The organism is Kineococcus radiotolerans SRS30216 = ATCC BAA-149, from assembly GCF_000017305.1.
In the GTDB taxonomy this organism is placed as follows: domain Bacteria; phylum Actinomycetota; class Actinomycetes; order Actinomycetales; family Kineococcaceae; genus Kineococcus; species Kineococcus radiotolerans.
Genome location: NC_009664.2, coordinates 2,954,896 through 2,973,498, shown reverse-complemented (window position 1 = coordinate 2,973,498; position 18,603 = coordinate 2,954,896). Strand labels below are relative to the sequence as shown.

Below are 18,603 nucleotides of genomic sequence, written 5' to 3'. Positions count from 1 at the left end.
GGGGAGGATCCTGCCCCGGGCCGGGGGGATCGGCGCGGTGGTTCAGCGGGCGGCGGCCCGCTGGTACTGGCGGGTCGCCAGCGGCACGAACACCACGAGGATCACGACGATCCAGCCCAGGGTGTAGAGCTCGGCGTGCTGCAGCGCCCACGAGGAGGGTTCCGGCCCCGGCCCGACGTTGCCGAACCGTTCCCGGGCGGACTGCACCAGCGTCGACACCGGGTTCCACTCGGCGATGTGCCGCAGCACCGAGGGGTAGCTCTCGATGGGCACGAACCCGTTGGTGAGGAACGTGATGGGGAAGATCGTGATGAACGTGAGGTTGTTGAACGCCTCCGGGGTGCGGATGAGCAGCCCGAGCAGGGCCATGCACCAGGAGATCGCGTAGGCGAAGAGCAGCAGCAACCCGTACCCGATGACGGCGTCGAGCACGGAGGTCCGGATCCGCCAGCCGATGACGAGGCCGGTGAGGGACATGATGACGGTGACGATGACGTTCGTGACGACGTCGGAGGAGGTGCGTCCCACCAGGACGGCCGACTGGGCCATCGGCAGCGAGCGGAACCGCTCGATGATGCCCTTCTGCATGTCGTCGGCGAGCCCGGCGCCGGTGATCGTCGCCCCGAAGATGACGGTCTGGGCGAAGATGCCGGGGACGAGGAACTCGCGGTAGTTGACGCCCGGGACCTCGATGGCCCCGCCGAACACGTACCCGAACAGCAGGATGAACATGATCGGGGAGATGAGGGTGCCGACGAGCAGGTCGGGGATGCGCTTGATCTTGATGAGGTTGCGCTTGGCGACGACGGAACCGTCGGCCAGCGCCACGGCGAGGGAACTCATGCGTCCTGCTCCTCGTGCTCGGTCGCGGCGACCTCGTCGGCGGGCTTGCCGGTGAGGGTGAGGAAGACGTCGTCCATCGTCGGGCGGCGCAGCCCCGCGTCCAGCGGAACGACCCCGGCCTCCTCGAGGCGGCGCAGCGCGTCGACGAGGGCGGGGGTCCCGCCGCTGACCGGCACCGTGACGCGGCGGGCGCGGCGGTCGACCTGCAGCTCCCCCACGGCGATCGGTCCCAGGCACCGCAGCGCGGTGTCCACCTCGGCGTCGGCGGCGACGACGAGCTCGACGCGCTGGCCCCCGACCTGGGTCTTCAGCTCGTCGGCGGTGCCGCGGGCGATGACGCGGCCGTGGTCGATGACGACGATGTCGTCGGCGAGGCGCTCGGCCTCCTCGAGGTACTGGGTGGTGAGCAGCAGGGTGGTGCCGCCCTGCACCATGCCCGTGAGCAGTTCCCACATGTCGTTGCGCGAGCGGGGGTCCAGCCCCGTCGTGGGCTCGTCCAGGAACAGCACCGGCGGCTGCGCGACGAGGGCGCCGGCGAGGTCGAGGCGGCGGCGCATGCCCCCGGAGTAGGTCTTGGCGACCCGGTCGGCGGCGTCGGTGAGGCGGAACTGCGCCAGCAGCTCCCGCGCCCGCTCCCGCGAGCGCCGGCGTCCCAGGTGGTACAGCCGGCCCACCATGTCGAGGTTCTCGAAACCGGTGAGGTTCTCGTCGACCGCCGCGTACTGCCCGGAGAGGCCGATGCGGCGCCGGACCTCCTGCGGGTCGGCGACGACGTCGATCCCGTCGACCGTCGCCGTCCCCTCGTCGGGGACGAGCAGCGTCGTCAGCATCCGCACCGTCGTCGTCTTGCCCGCTCCGTTGGGGCCCAGGAGGGCCAGGACGGTGCCCTCGGGCACGTCGATGTCGACGCCGGCGACCGCCGTGACGTCCCCGTACCGCTTCACCAGCCCACGCGCCTGGACCGCTGGCCTGCCCGACGTCCCGTTCGCTGCCACGTCCCCGACCCTAGGAGAGACCACTGCCACCGCGCCCACCTCTTTCCGTCCGGTTCCTGCTCCGACGTTCCGACCCCGGCGGCCTCGGGAACTCATCGGGGCGCCACCGGGAGTTCCCGTTGCCCCGGGCGACCGCCAGGCTCCTCGGCGGTTCCCCCTCCCGCACCGGCAGCGTGGCAGCACCCTCCGACACGACCCGGCCCGGGACCGCGGGACGGGCCCGCGCGGCGACGTCGCCGCGGTGGTGCGACGTTCAAGCGCCCTCGGTGTCGCGCAGGACCCCCATCATCGCCATCTCGTCGGTCAGCGGCGGGCCCTCGTGCACGCACGCTCGCAGGGCGGTGCGCAACCCCTCGGCGTCGAGGCCGGCCCCGACGAGAACGAGTTCGGTGACGCGCGGCGCCCCGCGCGGCCAGGGCCCGCGCTCGAAGCGCACCGCCGCGCCCACGGTGTGCAGCAGGTAGCGCTGGGGGAAACCCTGGACGGCGAAGCGCACGAAACCCTTGACGCGGAACACCCCGGAGGGGCGCCGCTGGAAGAACTCCACGAAGCGGCGCGGGTCGAGGGGGTCCTCGCTGCGGAAGGTGAGGGTGTCGTAGAGGGCGTGCAGGTGGGTGCCGTGGCCGTCGGGGCCGTCGGGGCCGTCGGGGTGCCCGGCCACCACCTCCCCCAGCGCCAGCTGCCGCTGCCGGGGCGGGCGGGGTTCGAAGAGCAGCCGCGCGTCGAGCTGCCCCCGGGCCGCCGGCACGACCGGGGCCCACGCGTTGAGCTCCCGGCACGCCGCCGCCGTGCGGGCCGCCTCCTCCGGGCCCACCAGGTCGGTCTTGGTCAGCAGCACGACGTCGGCCATCGCGACGTGGTCGTCGAGCTCGGGGTGGCGCCGGCGCGCGGCGGCGAACTCGACGGCGTCGACCACGACGACGAGGCCGCCGTAGCTCACCCCCGGCACCGAGCTGGTCAGCACCCGGCGCACCATCGCGGCGGGGTCGGCGACGCCGCTGGCCTCGATGACGACCGCGTCCAGCCCCGGCCCGCGGCGCGGGGCGGTCAGGCGGGCCAGCAGCTCGTCGACGCTGCCGTCGTCGGTGGAGCAGCACAGGCAGCCGTTCTCCAGCGACACCGCGCTGTCGGCCCAGCCGGCGACGAGCAGCGCGTCGATGCCGACGGCGCCGAAGTCGTTGACGACCACCCCGAGGCGGACGTCGGTGGCCGAGCGCAGCAGCTGGTTGAGGACCGTGGTCTTGCCCGCCCCGAGGAACCCGGCGAGGACGACGACGGGGGTGCTCACCGCAGCATCGTCGCACGCGCCCCTCGTAGGCTCCGGGCATGAGCACCGCCCCGTCGCCGACCCCGCCCGAGGACCTGCACGACCGCGTCCGGACCTGGATCGAGGACGATCCCGACCCCCGCGACCGCGCCGAGCTGACGGCGCTGCTGAGCGCCGCGCAGGCCGGGGACGGCCCCGCCGGGGCCGAGCTCGCCGACCGGTTCAGCGGGCCGCTGGAGTTCGGCACCGCGGGGTTGCGCGGCGTGGTCGCCGCCGGGGAGCACCGGATGAACCGGGCCGTGGTGCAGCGCGCCGCCGCGGGCCTGGGCGCGTGGCTGACCGGGCGGCTGGAGCGGCCCCGGGTCGTCGTCGGGCTCGACGCCCGGCACGGCTCGCGGGCGTTCGCCGACGACTCCGCCGCGGTCCTGACCGCGGCCGGGTGCGAGGTGCTGCTGCTGCCCCGCCCGCTGCCGACGCCGCTGCTGGCCTTCGCCGTGCGCCGCTTCGAGGCCGACGCGGGGGTCATGGTGACGGCCAGCCACAACCCGGCCGCGGACAACGGCTACAAGGTCTACCTGGGGGGCCGGGCCGCCGGGCCGGAGGGGCGCGGGGTGCAGATCGTGCCCCCGGCCGACGCGGGGATCGCCGCCGCCATCGCCGCCGTGGGGCCGTTGCGGGACCTGCCGCGCGCCACCGGCGGCTGGACGGTGCTGGGCGAGGAGGTCGTGGAGGACTACCTCGCCGCGGTCACCGGGGCCGTGCGCCCCGCCCCGGGCCGCGACCCGCGGGTCGTCGTCACCCCGATGCACGGCGTCGGCGGGCCGGTCCTGCTGGAGGCTCTGCGCCGCAGCGGGTTCGACGACGTCCACGTGGTCGCCGAGCAGGCCGACCCGGACCCGGGCTTCCCCACCGTCCCCTTCCCGAACCCGGAGGAGGCCGGCGCGCTGGACCGCGCGGTGGCCCTGGCGGAGCGGGTCGGCGCCGACGTGGTCCTCGCCGTCGACCCCGACGCGGACCGCTGCTGCGTGGCCGTCCCCGACCCCGCCTCCGGGGGGTTCACGACCCTGAGCGGGGACGACCTGGGGCGGGTCCTCGGCGAGGAGCTGGCCGCCCCCGGGGCCGTGCTGGCGTGCTCGGTGGTGAGCTCGCAGGCCCTGGCCGCGGTGGCGGCGCGCCACGGCGCGCGGTTCGCCACCGCCCTCACCGGGTTCAAGTGGATCGCGCGCGTCCCGGAGCTGACGTTCGGCTACGAGGAGGCCATCGGGTACTGCGTCGCCCCGGAGGTGGTGCGGGACAAGGACGGGATCTCTGCCTCGCTGCTGGTGGCGGGGATCGTGCGCCGCGAGCTGGCCGCCGGCCGGACCCTGCACGACGTGCTGGACGACCTGGACCGCGCCGACGGCGTCCACCTGACCGCCCCGGTGACGGTCCGGGTCGAGGACCTGTCGCTCATCCCGGCCGCGATGTCCCGGCTGCGCTCGCAGCCCCCGCGGGAGCTGGGCGGTTCGCCCGTCACCTCCGTCGAGGACCTCGCCGACGGCGTCGACGGCCTGCCCCCCACCGACGGCCTGCGCTGGCGCACCGCCGACGGCACCCGCGTGGTGGTCCGGCCCAGCGGGACCGAGCCCAAGCTCAAGAGCTACTGCGAGGTCGTCGCCGGCGCCGGGGACGACCTCGCCGCGGCGCGGGCCGCGGCCCGCGAGCGCCTGGCCGCGGTGACCCGGGACGTGCGGGCGGCCGTCGGGATCGGCTGAGCGGGCCCGGGCCGGGCCCGGTCCCCGGCGTCAGCGGGACGCCTCCGCGGTCTCGTCGTAGCGGTCGCCAACCTCGATCCGGTCGTACGCGTCCTGGTCGACGTCGACCTCCACGGTGTCGCCGTCGTCCTCGGCGACGGTGAGTTCCCACTCCTCCGGCTCGTGCTTCGTGGTGGGGACGGTCTTGCACTTCGTCGTCCTCGTGCCCGTGGACGACGTGGAGGTGGTGCAGTCCTTGCGGGTGCCGTGCGTGGTCTCGGCGGCGTCGTGCTCCTTCGCCGTGACGGTGCCCACGACGGGGTCGCCGCAGGCGGTGAGGACGAGGACGAGGGTGGCGACGGCCAGGAGGGGGCCGGCGAGGGGACGGGGACGGGTCACGGGCGGTTCCTCGGGGTGGGAGGTCGGGGTGCGGCGGCTGGTCGGCGGTCGCCGCGGCCCCTCCCCGGGGGTCGTCGCCGGGGGGGTCCACGTGGTCCGCCGGGGTCGGAGCGTAGCCGCGTCCGCGGCCTCGCGCGGGGGGTTTTCCGCGGGCGGGACGCCGCGGTTCCCACCCGGCCGCGGGGGGTCAGCGGGCGTCCGCCGCCGGGGCCGCGGCGCCGGTGGCCGCGCGGCACGCCCGGCGGCTGGTGGGGACACCGGTCCTGGTGGACCCGGCCTGCCCGGACTGGTCGCGACGGACTTCACGGTCTCGTCGGGCGCAGCCCCACGGAGGGCGCCGCCACCGCGATCCGGACCCCGACCCTGCCCGACGGGGCCCACCGGGACGTTCTCCGACGACGAGGGGGAGGTCCCCTGGTGAGTCAGCGCACGTCGACGAACACCGGGTTGGTGTAGCACCACAGGTCGTCCCACGGGTCGGAGTCGCCGATGCGGTCCACGCGCGGGTGCCCGTCGGCGTCGGCGTGCCGGCCGTCGCTGCCGCGGAAGCGCACGTAGAGCGGGTCCGCGACCCCGCGCAGGGTCGTGCGGAACACCTGCCGCCCGCTCGCGCGGGCGGGGACCTCGAAGCTCTCCACGACGCGGGTGCCCGGGGCCTCGAACAGGTCGCGGTCGGTGTCGGCGACGCGGCCGGTGACGGTGCCGACGATGACGTCCCAGCGCGCGGAGCGCGGGACCTGCCCGCTGCCGTTGGGTGCGGTCGCGGGGTCGACGCGCAGCTCCACCTCCACGTCGCCGCCGCGCTCGACGGTGGTGCGGGCCCCGAACGTCACCCCGGGGCCGGGGCCGGTGCGCACCCGGCCCTCCACCGCCCGCACCAGCCCGCCGTGCACGACGAAGACCCGCCCGGAGCGCAGCGCGGCCATGACCGAGCGGTAGTCCCGCGCGGGGGACCCCACGCAGGTGCGCGAGTAGAACCCCGGGGCGAAGTCGACGTAGCCGTGCTGCACGACGCCGGTCTCGACGGGTTCCCCGCGCGACCCGTGCTCGCGGTAGTGCTCCCTCGAGAGGTTCCCGACGCGGACGGTGTCGCCGATGTCGAAGTGGTTGTCGGAGTTCGCGGTGATCCACCACGGCAGCCCCTCGGCCAGCAGCGCGTCCCACAACCCGCCCATCCGGGCCGTCGCGGCGTCGAAACCGCCCCAGGTCCGGTACTGGTCGAGGTCGTAGCCGGGGAAGGACCACGGCCCCGGGGACTCGTCGTACTGCCCCCGGCCCCGCCCGCGCCCGAGGGGGGCGGGCAGCGCGGCGGCCTGGTGGCCGGGGGCGCCCTCCCAGCCGACGAACACCCCGGGGGCGGCGTCGCGCCAGCCGCGCACCTTCGAGGGCGAGACGCGGCCGGTGCGCATGGGGTGGTTGGAGAGGACCAGGGCCTCGCCGACGGTCCCCGTCCGCAGCTCCTCCACCAGCCAGGCCAGGGCGTCCAGGCCGAGCTGCTCGGCCTCGGGCCCGCCCTGGACGGAGTGCTCGATGAGGCGGGGGCCGGTGGGGTTCTGCCGGGCGGCGAGGACGTCGCCGTCGAAGGCGCGCTCGAAGCGCTGCAGCAGGTCGGGGGTGTCCTCGTGCTCGGGGGCGATGAAGGTCGCGTGCTCGGCGCCGGGGATGTTCCATTCCATGCCCTGGAAGACCAGGACGGGGTGGCGGCGGCGGGCCTCGGCGATGAGCGGGGTCTGCAGCGCCACCGACTGCTTGGCGTGGTCGGGGCCGCCGTGGTCGGTGATGACCATCCAGTCCAGCCCGCACTCGCGGGCGCGGCGCACCTGGTCGTCGACGGAGTACATCGCGTCGCGGGAGAACGTGGTGTGGATGTGGTGGTCGCCCGCGTACCAGGCGAAGTCCCGGTCGTCGCCGTCGGCGCTGATCGGGTCGGGCGGCAGCGGGGACGGCGCGTGGGAGTGCACGGCCCCAGCCTGCCAGCCGGGAGATCTCCTGCCCGAAGGGCCCTCACCGGGCACACGAACCTCAGTAGACTCACTGACTGTGAGCACATCGCTACCGGATGCTGTCGCGGAGCTGAGCGCCCCGCGGGAGTCCCCGCTGCGCGTGACCACCTCGCACCTCCCCTCCCCCGGGAGCCCCCGGATGAGCGACGACCCGCCCCCCGCTCCCCCCGAGGAGCTCGACGAGGTCCCCGCCGTGGTCCTCGCCGACGACGCGGCGCGCGGCACCGCGATCCCCACCGGCCCCCTGCTCGACGTGCACGCCCCCACCACCGGGGAGCACCTGCTCTGCGTCGAGGACACCACCCCCGAGCTGCTGTGCGTCGTCGTCGACGCCACCGCGGCGAGCAGCCGGGCCGACTGGGCGTGGCTGTCCGCGGAGGACCGCGCCCGGTACCTGTTCACCATCGCCGACGTCCTCGCCGACCACCTGCGGCCCCTCGCCGTCACCGCGGCCCTCACCACCGGGCGCCCCGTCGCGGCGGGCTCCGCCCTCGACGGCCCCGCCGCGCGCGCCGCGGCGTTCTCCGCCGCCGGGTGGGCCGACAAGCTGGGAGCCGTCGGCGCCGCGCACCGGCCCGGCGGCGGGGTGGTGGCCCTGCTCACGACGTGGCGCACCAGCACCGCCGACGCCCTCACCGCGATCGTCGCCGCCCTCGCCACCGGGTGCGGGGTCGTCCTGCGCGCACGTCCCGCCGCCGCCGCCGGCGCCGCGCAGCTCGTCCGCCTCGTCGAGGACGCCGGCCTCCCGCCCGGTCTCGTCCGGGTGGCCCCCGGGGCCGACGCCGCCGCCGACGCGCGCCTGTGGGACCACGAGGAGCTCGTCGCCGTCCGCGCCGACGGCTCCCCCGACGACCTGCGCGGCGTCGGCGTCGCCCTCGCCCGCGCCGGGACCCCGCTGCGGCAGCGGGTCGACGCCCCCCACGTGGACGTCGTCCTGCCCGCGGCGGACCTGGAGGCGGTGGCCAGGTCCCTGGTCGCCGCCGCGGCCGGCGGGGCCCACGAGCGGCCCGGGGGGTCCCGCGTCGTCGTGGCCCGTCCCGTCGCGGACGCCCTGGTGGCGCGGGTGGCGCCCGTGGTGGCGCAGCTGCGCACCGGCCACCCCCTCGACCGGGCCACCGCCGTCGGCCCCCTCCCCACCCCGCACCTGGCCCGCGCCGCGCGCGAGGTCCTCGACGGGGCCACCGCCCTGCCGGCCGGGCTGCCCGAGCGCGGGTGGTGGACCCCGCCGGGCGTGGTGACCGTGGGCCGGCACAGCGCCTGGCCGCCGCCGGGGCCGGTCCTGGGGGTGCGCACGGTCCGGACCGCCGCCGACGCGCTGCCGCACCTGGAGGGCGCCGGGTCCGTCACCGTCTGGGGCGGGGAGCTGGGCGCGGAGGCCCCGGCCCCGCCGGACCCCCGCCAGGACGCCCTGGACCTCCTCCGGGCCTGCCGTGGGTGAGACCGCCCCCGCCGCTCCCCCCGCCGCTCCCCCCGCCCCCGTCCTCGACCCCGCGCACCGCGGGCGGGCGCTGCTCGCCGCCGCCGCCGAGGTGGAGGCGGGACGCACCCGCTTCGTCGACCGGGTGCGCCGCGCCCACCGCTGCGGGATCACCGAGGCCGTCACCCAGGTCGACGGCTGCATCGACGCGGTGGTGCGCTGGGCGGGCTGGGCCGACAAGCTCGACCTGCTGCTGCCCGCCGCGGCCCGCCGCCCGCCGCCCGTCGCGGTCCTGGCCCCGGAGGACTTCCTGCCCACCGCCCGCGTCCTGTGCGCGGCGCTCGCGGCCGGGGCCCGCTGCGTCGTGGTGCACGACTCCGCCGCCGTCGCCGCCCTGGTGGAGGTCCTGGCCGCGGAGTTCCCCGCCGGGGCCGTGGCCCGCACCGACCGCGACCCCGGCACCGTCCGGGGGCTCCTGGGAGGCGTGGCGCTGCTGGACGCCCGCGCGGCCCGGGAGGGCTACGACGCCGACCTGCGGCTGGCCTGCGCGGAGGCGGGGGTCCGGGTGCTGCCCCCGCTGCCGGAGGAGGAGCTGCTCGCCCTCGGCGACCTCGACCTCGTCGCCGGTCTGCTCACCGGCGCCACCCGCACGGTCTGACGCGCCACCGGGCGAGCCGGCCGCGTCGGAGGGTCGGATCGGCGGGTCAGGAGCGGCGGGTCAGGAGCGGCGCCGGCGGGCGGAGCGCGGCGGGGCCTGCCGCAGCCGGTCGCGCACCGGCGCGAGGACCCGCTGCAGCGCGTCGAGGTCCTGCGGGGGCAGGTCGGCGAAGAACCGCCCGTGCACGACCTCCACGTGGCCGGGCATGACCCGGCCCAGCAGGTCCAGCCCGGCGGGGGTGATGCTCACGACCGTGCTGCGCTCGTCGTGCGGCGACGGCCGCCGCTCGATGAGCCCGCGCTTCTCCAGCTGCCCCGCCTGGTAGCTGAAACCGCTGCGGCTGTAGACGATCCGGTCGGCCAGGTCGGTCATCCGGAACTCGGCGGTCGGTGAGGCCCCGAGGACGGCGAGCACCTGGAACTGCACGGGGCTGAGGTCGCCGTCGGCGCGCAGCTGCTCGGTGACGGCCTGCTGGAGCAGGTTCCCCACCTCGGTGAGCGTGAGGTACGTCGCCAGTTGCTGCTCGCTGAGTCCGCCGCGGTCCACGACCCCAGGGTACTTGCGCCGAATTCGAAACAGTTCTACGCTCCCCACATGCTTCGAATTCGGAGCAAACTACGAGGAGGAGCCATCGTGCGCGCTGTCCAGGTCACCCGCTACGGAACCCCCGACGTCCTGCGGGTCGCCGACGTCGAACGCCCCGTCCCCGGCCCCGGCGAGGTCCTCGTCCGGGTGGCGGGCACCACCTTCAACGCCGTCGACGCCGCCATCCGCTCCGGCGTCATGACCGAGCTGATCCCCGTCGAGCTGCCCTACACCCCCGGCCTCGACCTCGCCGGCACCGTCGAGGGCACCGGCGAGCGGGTCATCGCCTTCCTCGGCGTCCCCGTCGGCGGCGGCGCCGCCGAGTTCGCCGCCGTCCCCCGCGACCGGCTGGTCCCCGCCCCGCGGTCCGTGCCGCTGGCCGACGCCGCCGTCCTCCCCGTCGCCGGGCTCACCGCGTTCCAGGGCCTGTTCGACCACGGCGGCCTGCGGGCGGGCCGGCGCGTCCTCGTCAACGGCGCCGGCGGCGGGGTCGGCGGGTTCGCCGTCCAGCTCGCCAAGCGCGCCGGGGCGCACGTCATCGCCACCGCGAGCCCGCGCAGCCGCGCGGCCGTCGAGGCCCGCGGCGCCGACGAGGTCGTCGACTACACCACCACCCCGCTGACCGAGGCCCTGACCGCACCGGTCGACCTGCTCTTCAACAACGTGTCGGGGAACCCCGCGGAACTGAGCCGGCTGACCGACCTCGTCCGCGACGGCGGCACGGCCGTCAGCGCACCGCCGCTGCCCCTGACCGACGACGAGGACCGGGGCGTGCACTGGAAGGTCCTCTACGTGCGCGACGACCCCGCCCAGCTCGCCGGCCTGGTCGCGGCGGTCGACGCCGGGGAACTCGTCCTCGACGTCTCCGACCGCCGCCCCCTGGCGGACCTGGCCTCCGTCCACGCCGACGGCGAGGCCGGCCGGCTGCGGGGCCGGGTCGTCGTCACGCTCTGAAACCCCGCCCCCGAGAACCCCCCGCCCCGAAAACCCCTCGCCGCCGTCCTCCGCGCCTCCCTAACCTCGGGACGTGCCGGAACACGAAATCCTCGAACCCCTCGCCCGCCTGGGCTGGGACGCGGACTGGGACGACCGGTGGAACGCCTTCCGCGCCTCGGTCGCGGCCGGCGGGGACCTCCTGCCCGCCCGCGTCGTCCGCGTCCACCGCGGCGCCTGCGACGTGGAGACCCCGCTGGGCCCGCAGCGGGTCGGAACCCCCGCGGGCCACCTCGTCCCCGAACCCACGACCGGCGACTGGGTCGGCCTGCGGCTGGACGACCCGGACGGCCCGCGGGTCGTCGGGGTGGTGGCCCGCCGGACGGTGCTCGCGCGCGCCTCGGTCACCGGCCGCTCGACCGAGCACCAGCTCGCCGCCAACGTGGACACCGTCGTCGTCGCCGTCGGCGCCGACTCCCGGACGACGCTGGGCCGCGTCGAGCGGTTCCTGGCCCTGGCCTGGAACTCCGGGGCGCAGCCGGTCGTCGCCCTCACCAAGTCCGACCTGCTCGACGAGGACGGGCTCGAGGACGTCCTGGCCCGGGTGCGCGGCGACGCCGTCGGGGTCGCGGTCGTCCCCGTGAGCGCCACCGGCCCCCGGGGTGTCGGGGAACTCCGGAACCACCTGCGCGGCACCGTGGTCCTCATCGGTTCCTCCGGCGCGGGCAAGTCCACCCTGGCGAACGCGCTGCTCGGGCAGGACCGCTTCGCCGTCGGCGCCGTGCGCTCGGCCGACGGGAAGGGCCGGCACACCACGGTGACCCGGGAACTCGTCCCCGTCCCCGGCGGCCTCGTCCTCGTGGACACCCCCGGGCTGCGCAGCCTGGGGGTCTCCGAACTCGGCGAGGGGCTGGAACGGACCTTCGCCGACGTCGAGGACGTGGCCGTCGACTGCCGCTTCTCCGACTGCTCGCACACCGCCGAACCCGGCTGCGCCGTGCTGGCGGCCATCGACGCCGGGGTCATGAGCGCCCGCCGCCTCGACAGCTACCGTCGCCTGGAACGGGAACAGGCCTGGTTCGCCTCCCGCACCGACGCCCGGCTGGCCGCCGAACGCCGGAACGAGTGGAAGAGGATCCACAAGGCGCACCGCCAGCGTCACCCCTGAACCGCGCCCGCGGCCAGGTCCCGGCCCAGCCACCCCGCGAGCCGCGCGTGCGCCGGGGCGTCGTCGGGGACGGGGACGGGCGGCGCGAACGGGAACCCCGCGCGGTCGGCGGGAACCACCCGCCGGGCGACGTCGACGATCCCGGCCAGGAACTCCTCGTCCAGCAGGTCGGTGCGCCCGACCGCGACGGCCAGGTCGACGGCGTGCGTGGCGAACTCCTGCGCGTAGATCGTCGCCCCCGCCGCGCCCGGCATCTCCCCGGCCGGGTGGTGCACGGTGCGGGTCAGCAGGTCGTCGTCGGCCCACGCCTCGCGCACCCCGGCGAGACCGGCGCGGTAGGCCGCGGCGAAACCCCCCGCGGGTTCGGCCTCCAGCAGGGTCGGCCGCTCGGAGGGGTGGCCGCCGCGGGCGACGTGCGCCACCCGGGCGGTGACGGCGACGAGGTGGCCGGCCAGGTCGGCCACCGTCCAGTCGGTGCAGGGGGTCGGGCGCGCGCCGGCGTCGGCGGGAACGGCGTCGAGGACGCGCCCGGCGAGGTCGGCGGCGCGGAACATGGGCTGGCGGGGGTCTCCCGCGGAATCGGTCACGGCCCCAGCCTCCTCCGCGAACACGACACCTCCTGTCATGTTCTGCGGAGTTCTCGTGCCATCCTCGGGCGGTGCGCGCCGACCGCCTGCTCTCGCTGCTCTTCCTGCTGCAGGCGCACGGCCGGATGACGGCCCCGGACCTCGGCCGGCGCCTGGAGGTGTCCACCCGCACGGTGCTGCGCGACGTCGAGGCGCTGTCCGCGGCGGGGGTCCCGGTGTGGACCGAGCGCGGCCGCGGCGGCGGGATCTCGCTGATGCCGAACTGGCGCACCGACGTCTCCGGCTTCACGGCGGGCGAGGCGCGGGCGCTGTTCTCCGGCGCGGCCGGCGTGGCGGACCCGCAGCGCCCGGCGTGGGAGTCCGCGGTGCGGAAGCTGCTCGCCGCGACCCCGGCCGAGCAGCGGGCCCCGTTCCAGCGCGCCGCCGAGCGCATCCTCGTCGAACCCGCCGGCTGGCGCTCCCGCGAGGCGAACCCGCCGCACCTGGCCGCCCTGCAGGAGGCGGTGTTCTCGGCCCGCCGCGTCCGGCTGCGCTACCGCTCCGCCGGGGCGACCCGGACCTCGACGCGGACCCTCGACCCGATCGGCCTGGTCGCCAAGGGCGGGGTCTGGTACCTCGTGGCGGCCACCCGGGACGGGGACCGGCTGTTCCGGGTCGAGCGCGTCGTCGGCCTCGACGTCCTGGACGACCCCGTGCCCCCCGGGCTGCCGGACCTGCCGGGCGTCTGGGCCGGGCTGCGCGAACGGGTCGAGCGTCCCGCGACCGGCGCAGTGCGGACCCGGTTGCGGGTCGCGGCCGCGGACGCCGGGGTGCTGCTGCGCATCGCCGACGCGCAGCTGCTCGACGACCCCGTCCTCACCGAGCGCGACGGGGTCGTCGAGGTCGTCGCCACCTTCCGCGCCGTGCCCGCGGCCCGCGCGGTCCTGCTGGGCCTGGGGGCCCTGGTGCACGTGCTGGAACCTCCCGAGCTCGTCGCGGACCTCGTGGCGACGGCCCGCGACGTGCTCGGGAGGTACGGGGATCAGGCCGGGGCGTAGGCGGGGCGGATCACGTCGCTGGCCAGCGCCAGCCGGTCCGGGAAGGGCAGGAACGAGGCCGACAGGGCGGTGATGGTCGCCCGCTCGACGTCGGCGAGGTCCCAGCCGGCCTCGTCCACCAGCAGCGAGAACTCCCGGGACAGCGACGTCCCGGACATCAGCCGGTTGTCGGTGTTCACGCTGATGGAGAACCCGAGGTCCTTGAGCGCGGTGATCGGGTGCTCGGCGACGCTGGTCGCCGCCCCGGTCTGGACGTTGGAGGAGGGGCACAGCTCCAGGACGATCCCGCGGTCGCGGACCCACGTCGCGAGCCGGCCCAGCGTCGCGGCCGGCATCCCGAACCGGTCGCGGCCCTCGCCGAACTCGATGTCCTCGACGATGCGGACGCCGTGCCCGATGCGCTCGGCGCCGCAGGTGTGCAGCGCGTCGGCGATGCTGGGCAGGCCGAACGCCTCCCCGGCGTGGATGGTGACGGGGAAGTTCTCCGCGTGCAGGCGGTCGAAGGCGGCGAGGTGGTTGGAGGGCGGGAACCCGATCTCGGCGCCGGCGATGTCGAAGCCGACGACCCCGGCGTCGCGGTGGCGCAGCGCGAGCTCGGCGATCTCCAGGCCGCGGTCGGCGTGGCGCATGGCGGTGACCAGGGTCCCGACCCGGATCGGGGTGCCGGCCTGCGCGGCGAGCTGCTCGCCGCGGCGCATGCCCTCCTCGACGGCGACGACGACCTCGTCGAGGCTCAGGCCGCGCTGCAGGTGCTGCTCGGGGGCGTAGCGCAGCTCGCCGTAGACGACGCCGTCGGTGGCGAGGTCCAGGACGGCCTCGGTGGCGACCCGGGCCAGCGACTCGGCGTCCTGCATGACGGCGATGGTGTGGTCGAAGGTCTCCAGGTAGCGCACCAGCGAACCGGAGTCGGCCGCGTCGCGGAACCAGACCCCCAGCTCCTCGGGGTCGGTGGTGGGCAGCGCGTGCCCGTTCGCCGCGGCGATCTCGACGATCGTCGAGGGCCGCAGCCCGCCGTCGAGGTGGTCGTGCAGCGACACCTTGGGCAGGCGGCGCACCTGCTCCGGGGTGGGGGCGGTCTCGGTGGGGGTCTCGGGGGTGCTCACCCCCCGATCGTGCCAGCCCGCTCGCCCGGGCCGCGCGGGGCGGCCCGCCTAGCATCGGGCCGTGCCCGACCGAGTCATCCGCCCGGCGACCCCGGCCGACGCCGCCGCCTGCGCCGCCGTCTACGCCCCCTACGTGCGCGACACCGCGATCTCGTTCGAGCTCGAACCCCCGGACGCGGCGGAGGTGGCCCGGCGCATCGAGGCGTCCGGGCAGCGGCACGCCTGGCTGGTGCTGGAGGACGCGGGGCGGGTGGCGGGCTACGCCTACGCCTCCCCCTTCGCCGCGCGGCCCGCCTACGACTGGTCCTGCGAGGTGAGCGTCTACCTCGCTCCCGGGCTGCGGCGCAGCGGCGCCGGGCGCGCCCTCTACACCGAGCTGTTCGCGCGGCTGGAGCAGCGCGGGTTCCGGACGCTGGTCGCCGGGGTGACCGTCCCCAACGAGGCGAGCCTGGGCCTGCACCGGGCGACGGGGTTCGAGGTCGTGGGGACCTTCCGCGACATCGGCTTCAAGCTCGGCCGCTGGTGGGACGTGACCCGTCTGCAGCGTCCGCTGGGACCGGGGCGGGACGTGGCCCCGGCACCGCTGCGCTGAGCCGGGCGCGCGCCTCCACCCGCTGCCCCCACGCGGTGGCGGCGAGGATGAGCACCGCGCCCACCGCCCCCACCGGCCCGAGCACCTCCCCGCCGAGCACCACCCCGGTCAGGACCGCGAACAGCGGCTCGGTCCCCAGCAGCAGGCTGGCCCGCGAGGCCGAGGTCCGGCGCACCGCCCAGCTCTGGGCCAGGAAGGCGAACACGCTGCAGCCCAGCGCGAGGTAGGCGATCCCGGCCCACTGCGCCGGGGTGGCGCCCGCCGCGAGGCGCGCCACCCCCAGCGGGTCCAGGGCGGTGAACAGCACCGCGCCCAGCGCGGTCTGCACGAACGTCAGCCCCCGCAGGTCCAGCGCGCGGGTGCGGGTGACCCGCCCGATCGCGGTGACGTGCGCGGCGCGCACCACGGCCGCGGCCAGCACGAGCAGGTCCCCGCCGCTGGGGGCGCGCAACCCGCCGCCGCCCACCAGCAGCACGACCCCGGCGACGGCGACCAGCGCGGCGGCGAAGAAGGCCGGCGGCAGCCACGACCGCTGCACCACGCCCTCCAGGCCGGGGGTCAGCAGGATGGTCAGGGAGATGAGCAGCCCCGCGTTGGTCGCGCTCGTCCCGGCCACGCCGAACGTCTCCAGGGCGAGGATCGCGGCCTGCGAGAGCCCCAGGAGGACCCCCCAGCGCAGTTCCTCCCGGCCCACCCGCGCCCGGGCGAGCCCGACGACGACGGCGAGCGCCAGCGCGGCGCCCGCGTAGCGCAGGGCCAGCACCGGCAGGACCCCGGCGACGTCGACGAGGACCTTGGCGGCCAGGTAGCTGCTGCCCCACACCACGGCCACACCCAGCAGCACGAGGTCCACCCGTCGGTTCCGCATCACCGCGCCATCGTCCGGCCCCCGTGACGGTTCAGTCCAGACCCGGGTTCCTCACACCGGGGTTTAGCCTGGCTTCATGGACGTGCGGCAGCTGACGATCCTGCGCGAGCTGTCCGAGCGGGGCAGCCTCGTCGCCGTCGCCCGCGCCCTGCACGTCACCCCCTCCGCGGTGTCGCAGCAGCTCGCCGCGCTGCAGCGCACCTGCCCCACCCCGCTGACCGAGAAGCGCGGCCGGCGCCTCGCCCTGACCCCCGCGGGCGAGGCGCTGGCGGCGGCCGCCGTGGACGTCGCGGCCGCGCTGGACCGGGCCGCGCGGGCGGTGGGCGAGCACCTCGACGCCCCCGACGCCCCGGTGGGCGTGTGCGCCTTCCACTCCGCCGCGCTGGCCTGGTTCGGGCCGCTGCTGCGCGAGCTGGACGGGACCCCGCCCCTGCGGTGCGCGGACGAGGACGTCGCCCAGCAGGACTTCCCCGCCCTCGTGGCCGACTACGACGTCGTGATCGCCCACCGCCCCGAGGCCGGGGCGCCGTGGCCGGCGCACCGGGTGCGGGTGGTGCCGCTGCTCACCGAGCCGCTGCACGTGGCGCTGGCCGCGGACCACCCGCTGGCGCGGCGGGACCGCCTCACCGTCGCCGACGTCGCCGGCGAGCGCTGGGTCTCGGTCCACGAGGGGTTCCCGCTGGCCGGGGCCCTCGACGTCGTCGCGGTCGCGGCCCGGCGGCCGCTGGACGTCGTGCACCGCATCAACGAGGTCTTCGTGGCCGCCGCCGTCGTCGCCACCGGGGACGCGGTGGCCCTGCTGCCGGCCCGCACGACCCGCCCCGGTCCCGGCGTCGTGCTCCGGCCGCTGGCCGACCTGGGCGTGAACCGCCGCGTGGACGCGCTGCTGCGCCCGGAGGCCCTGGCCCGCCGCGGGGTCCGCACCGTCCTCGACGCCCTGCGGACCCTCGCCGCCGGCGCTTGAGCTCAAGCGCGCTGCAGCACCTAGCGTGACCGCGTGACCTCCAGCACCACCACCGCCCCGAGCGCGGGCATCCTCTCCCGCCCCTACCTCGTGACCACCCTCGGGACGACGGCGCTGGTGTTCCTCACCGCGTTCGAGAGCCTCGCGGTGACGACGGTGATGCCCGTGGTCAGCGCCGACCTGGGCGGGCGCGGGGAGTACGCGACGGCGTTCGCCGCGACCCTCGCGGCGAGCGTCCTGGGCATGGTCGTCGCCGGCGGCTGGGCCGACCGCCGCGGTCCGGGCCGGCCGCTGCTGGCCGCGATCGCCGTCTTCGCCGCCGGCCTGCTGGCCGCCGCCCTCGCCCCGACGATGGGGTTCTTCGTCGCCGCGCGGTTCCTGCAGGGCCTGGGGGCGGGCGGGATCAACGTCACGCTGTACGTCGTGGTGGCGCTGGTGTTCCCCCCGGCGCTGCGGCCGGCGGTGTTCGGGGCCTTCGCCTCCGCCTGGGTGCTGCCCTCGCTGGTGGGGCCGTTCCTCGCCGCGCTGGTGGCGCAGGCGCTGGGGTGGCCCTGGGTGTTCTCCGGGGTGCTGCTGCTGGTGCTGCTGGCCTCGGCGGCCGTGCTGCCGGCCCTGCTGCGCGTCCCGCCCTCCGCGGCCGCCGCCGGCCCCTCGCCGCGCCGCCGGTTCGTCGCCGCGGCGGGGGTCGCGGGGGCGGTCGTGGTCCTCAGCTCGGCGGGGTCGGCGGGGCCCTGGCGCTGGGTGGCCGCGGCGGCGGCGCTCGCCGTGCTCGTCGTCGCCGTGCGCCCGCTGCTGCCCCCCGGCTCCCTCACCGCGCAGCCCGGGCTGCCCGCCACCGTCGCGCTGCGGGGGCTGCTGGCCGCGGCGTTCTTCAGCACCGAGGTCTACCTGCCGCTGATGCTGCACGAGCGCTTCGGGTTGGAGCTGTGGCTGGCCGGGGCGACGCTCACCGCGGCCGCGGTCGCGTGGGCCTCGGGGGCGGCGGTCCAGGGTCGGCTGGGGCACCGCCTCCCGCACGCGCGCGCCGTCCGGACGGGCAGCGCCCTGCTGCTGACCGGGGTCGCGGCGCAGGCCGTCGTGGCGGCGGTCTCCCCCGGCGCCGTCGTGGCCGGGACCGCCTGCGCCCTGGGGTGGTTCGTCGCGGGGGCCGGGATGGGCCTGGCCTACCCCCGCACCACGGTGCTGGTGCTGGAGCAGTCCCCCGCGGGCACCGAGGGCGCCGGTTCGGCGGCGCTGACGATCTCGGACGCCACCGGCGGGGGGACGGCCACCGCCCTCACCGGGCTGGCCTTCGGCGCGCTGGGGGCGGTGTCGGCGTGGGCGGGGTTCGCCGGGACGCTGCCGCTGTGCGCGGGTCTGGCCGTGCTGGCCCTGCTCACCGCCCGCCGCGTCTCACAGGGAACGCACCGGCGGGACACCGCCGTCTCCTGACCGGGCCACCGACGGTGGGG

General features: G+C 76.8%; 18 protein-coding genes. 9 read left to right on the top strand and 9 right to left on the bottom strand.

What is annotated here, in order from left to right:
- Nucleotides 1-42: 42 nt before the first annotated feature.
- The 3 genes from KRAD_RS14280 to KRAD_RS14270 form a co-directional block, all read right to left on the bottom strand.
- Nucleotides 43-843 carry an ABC transporter permease gene (locus KRAD_RS14280; RefSeq protein WP_012086333.1) on the bottom strand — a complete coding sequence of 267 codons (801 nt, stop codon included), beginning with the start codon at nt 841-843 and terminating at the stop codon, nt 43-45.
- The gene (locus KRAD_RS14275) at nt 840-1,868 is read right to left on the bottom strand and encodes an ATP-binding cassette domain-containing protein (RefSeq protein WP_012086332.1); all 1,029 of its coding nucleotides are present in this window, start codon (nt 1,866-1,868) and stop codon (nt 840-842) included. The genes KRAD_RS14280 and KRAD_RS14275 overlap by 4 nt, the downstream gene beginning before the upstream one ends.
- Nucleotides 1,869-2,091: 223 nt before the next feature.
- Nucleotides 2,092-3,126, bottom strand: coding sequence for a CobW family GTP-binding protein (locus tag KRAD_RS14270; protein ID WP_012086330.1), 1,035 nt, complete (start codon nt 3,124-3,126; stop codon nt 2,092-2,094).
- A gap of 38 nt (nt 3,127-3,164) precedes the next feature.
- Here KRAD_RS14270 and KRAD_RS14265 point away from each other — a divergent pair, with 38 nt between their 5' ends.
- Nucleotides 3,165-4,859, top strand: a complete 1,695-nt coding sequence (locus KRAD_RS14265) for a phospho-sugar mutase (RefSeq protein ID WP_012086329.1) — start codon at nt 3,165-3,167, stop codon at nt 4,857-4,859.
- 30 nt (nt 4,860-4,889) lie between these two features.
- Here KRAD_RS14265 and KRAD_RS14260 read toward each other — a convergent pair whose 3' ends face one another.
- Both KRAD_RS14260 and KRAD_RS14255 read right to left on the bottom strand, forming a co-directional pair.
- Nucleotides 4,890-5,237 carry a hypothetical protein gene (locus tag KRAD_RS14260; RefSeq protein WP_041292111.1) on the bottom strand — a complete coding sequence of 116 codons (348 nt, stop codon included), beginning with the start codon at nt 5,235-5,237 and terminating at the stop codon, nt 4,890-4,892.
- A 422-nt stretch (nt 5,238-5,659) separates the two neighbouring features.
- Complete coding sequence (locus KRAD_RS14255) at nt 5,660-7,198, bottom strand: PHP domain-containing protein (protein WP_012086327.1); 1,539 nt, start codon at nt 7,196-7,198, stop codon at nt 5,660-5,662.
- A 181-nt stretch (nt 7,199-7,379) separates the two neighbouring features.
- Here KRAD_RS14255 and KRAD_RS14250 point away from each other — a divergent pair, with 181 nt between their 5' ends.
- Both KRAD_RS14250 and KRAD_RS14245 read left to right on the top strand, forming a co-directional pair.
- Nucleotides 7,380-8,678 carry an aldehyde dehydrogenase family protein gene (locus tag KRAD_RS14250; protein WP_162145145.1) on the top strand — a complete coding sequence of 433 codons (1,299 nt, stop codon included), beginning with the start codon at nt 7,380-7,382 and terminating at the stop codon, nt 8,676-8,678.
- A complete protein-coding gene (locus tag KRAD_RS14245; protein WP_012086325.1) occupies nt 8,671-9,315 on the top strand; it encodes a hypothetical protein in 645 nt (214 codons plus the stop codon). The genes KRAD_RS14250 and KRAD_RS14245 overlap by 8 nt, the downstream gene beginning before the upstream one ends.
- A 60-nt stretch (nt 9,316-9,375) precedes the next feature.
- Here the strand turns inward: KRAD_RS14245 and KRAD_RS14240 are convergent, their stop codons facing one another.
- Nucleotides 9,376-9,861, bottom strand: coding sequence for a MarR family winged helix-turn-helix transcriptional regulator (locus KRAD_RS14240; protein WP_041292109.1), 486 nt, complete (start codon nt 9,859-9,861; stop codon nt 9,376-9,378).
- An 87-nt stretch (nt 9,862-9,948) separates the two neighbouring features.
- On the opposite strand from KRAD_RS14240, the gene KRAD_RS14235 reads away from it, so the two are divergent.
- Both KRAD_RS14235 and rsgA read left to right on the top strand, forming a co-directional pair.
- On the top strand, nt 9,949-10,854 hold the full coding sequence (locus tag KRAD_RS14235) for an NADP-dependent oxidoreductase (RefSeq protein ID WP_012086323.1): 906 nt from the start codon (nt 9,949-9,951) through the stop codon (nt 10,852-10,854).
- A gap of 73 nt (nt 10,855-10,927) precedes the next feature.
- Entirely contained in the window at nt 10,928-12,001 is a 1,074-nt protein-coding gene (rsgA, locus tag KRAD_RS14230) for a ribosome small subunit-dependent GTPase A (protein WP_012086322.1), read from the top strand.
- Here the strand turns inward: rsgA and KRAD_RS14225 are convergent.
- Nucleotides 11,992-12,588 carry a TIGR03086 family metal-binding protein gene (locus tag KRAD_RS14225; RefSeq protein ID WP_012086321.1) on the bottom strand — a complete coding sequence of 199 codons (597 nt, stop codon included), beginning with the start codon at nt 12,586-12,588 and terminating at the stop codon, nt 11,992-11,994. The genes rsgA and KRAD_RS14225 overlap by 10 nt on opposite strands.
- Before the next feature lie 71 nt (nt 12,589-12,659).
- On the opposite strand from KRAD_RS14225, the gene KRAD_RS14220 reads away from it, so the two are divergent.
- Nucleotides 12,660-13,625 (top strand): helix-turn-helix transcriptional regulator, encoded by a 966-nt coding sequence (locus tag KRAD_RS14220; RefSeq protein WP_012086320.1) that lies wholly within the window; start codon nt 12,660-12,662, stop codon nt 13,623-13,625.
- On the opposite strand, the gene KRAD_RS14215 is transcribed toward KRAD_RS14220, so the two are convergent.
- Nucleotides 13,610-14,728 (bottom strand): adenosine deaminase, encoded by a 1,119-nt coding sequence (locus tag KRAD_RS14215; protein ID WP_012086319.1) that lies wholly within the window; start codon nt 14,726-14,728, stop codon nt 13,610-13,612. The genes KRAD_RS14220 and KRAD_RS14215 overlap by 16 nt on opposite strands.
- Before the next feature lie 61 nt (nt 14,729-14,789).
- Here KRAD_RS14215 and KRAD_RS14210 point away from each other — a divergent pair, with 61 nt between their 5' ends.
- A complete protein-coding gene (locus KRAD_RS14210) occupies nt 14,790-15,320 on the top strand; it encodes a GNAT family N-acetyltransferase (RefSeq protein ID WP_012086318.1) in 531 nt (176 codons plus the stop codon).
- Here KRAD_RS14210 and KRAD_RS14205 read toward each other — a convergent pair.
- Nucleotides 15,235-16,188, bottom strand: coding sequence for a DMT family transporter (locus tag KRAD_RS14205; RefSeq protein ID WP_041293246.1), 954 nt, complete (start codon nt 16,186-16,188; stop codon nt 15,235-15,237). The two genes, KRAD_RS14210 and KRAD_RS14205, sit on opposite strands and share 86 nt — an antisense overlap.
- A 76-nt stretch (nt 16,189-16,264) precedes the next feature.
- Between KRAD_RS14205 and KRAD_RS14200 the strand changes: the two genes are divergently transcribed.
- The gene (locus KRAD_RS14200) at nt 16,265-17,152 is read left to right on the top strand and encodes a LysR family transcriptional regulator (protein ID WP_012086315.1); all 888 of its coding nucleotides are present in this window, start codon (nt 16,265-16,267) and stop codon (nt 17,150-17,152) included.
- Between the two features lie 33 nt (nt 17,153-17,185).
- Nucleotides 17,186-18,583: an MFS transporter gene (locus tag KRAD_RS14195; RefSeq protein ID WP_012086313.1), complete on the top strand. Its 1,398-nt coding sequence runs from the start codon at nt 17,186-17,188 to the stop codon at nt 18,581-18,583.
- Nucleotides 18,584-18,603: the final 20 nt, after the last annotated feature.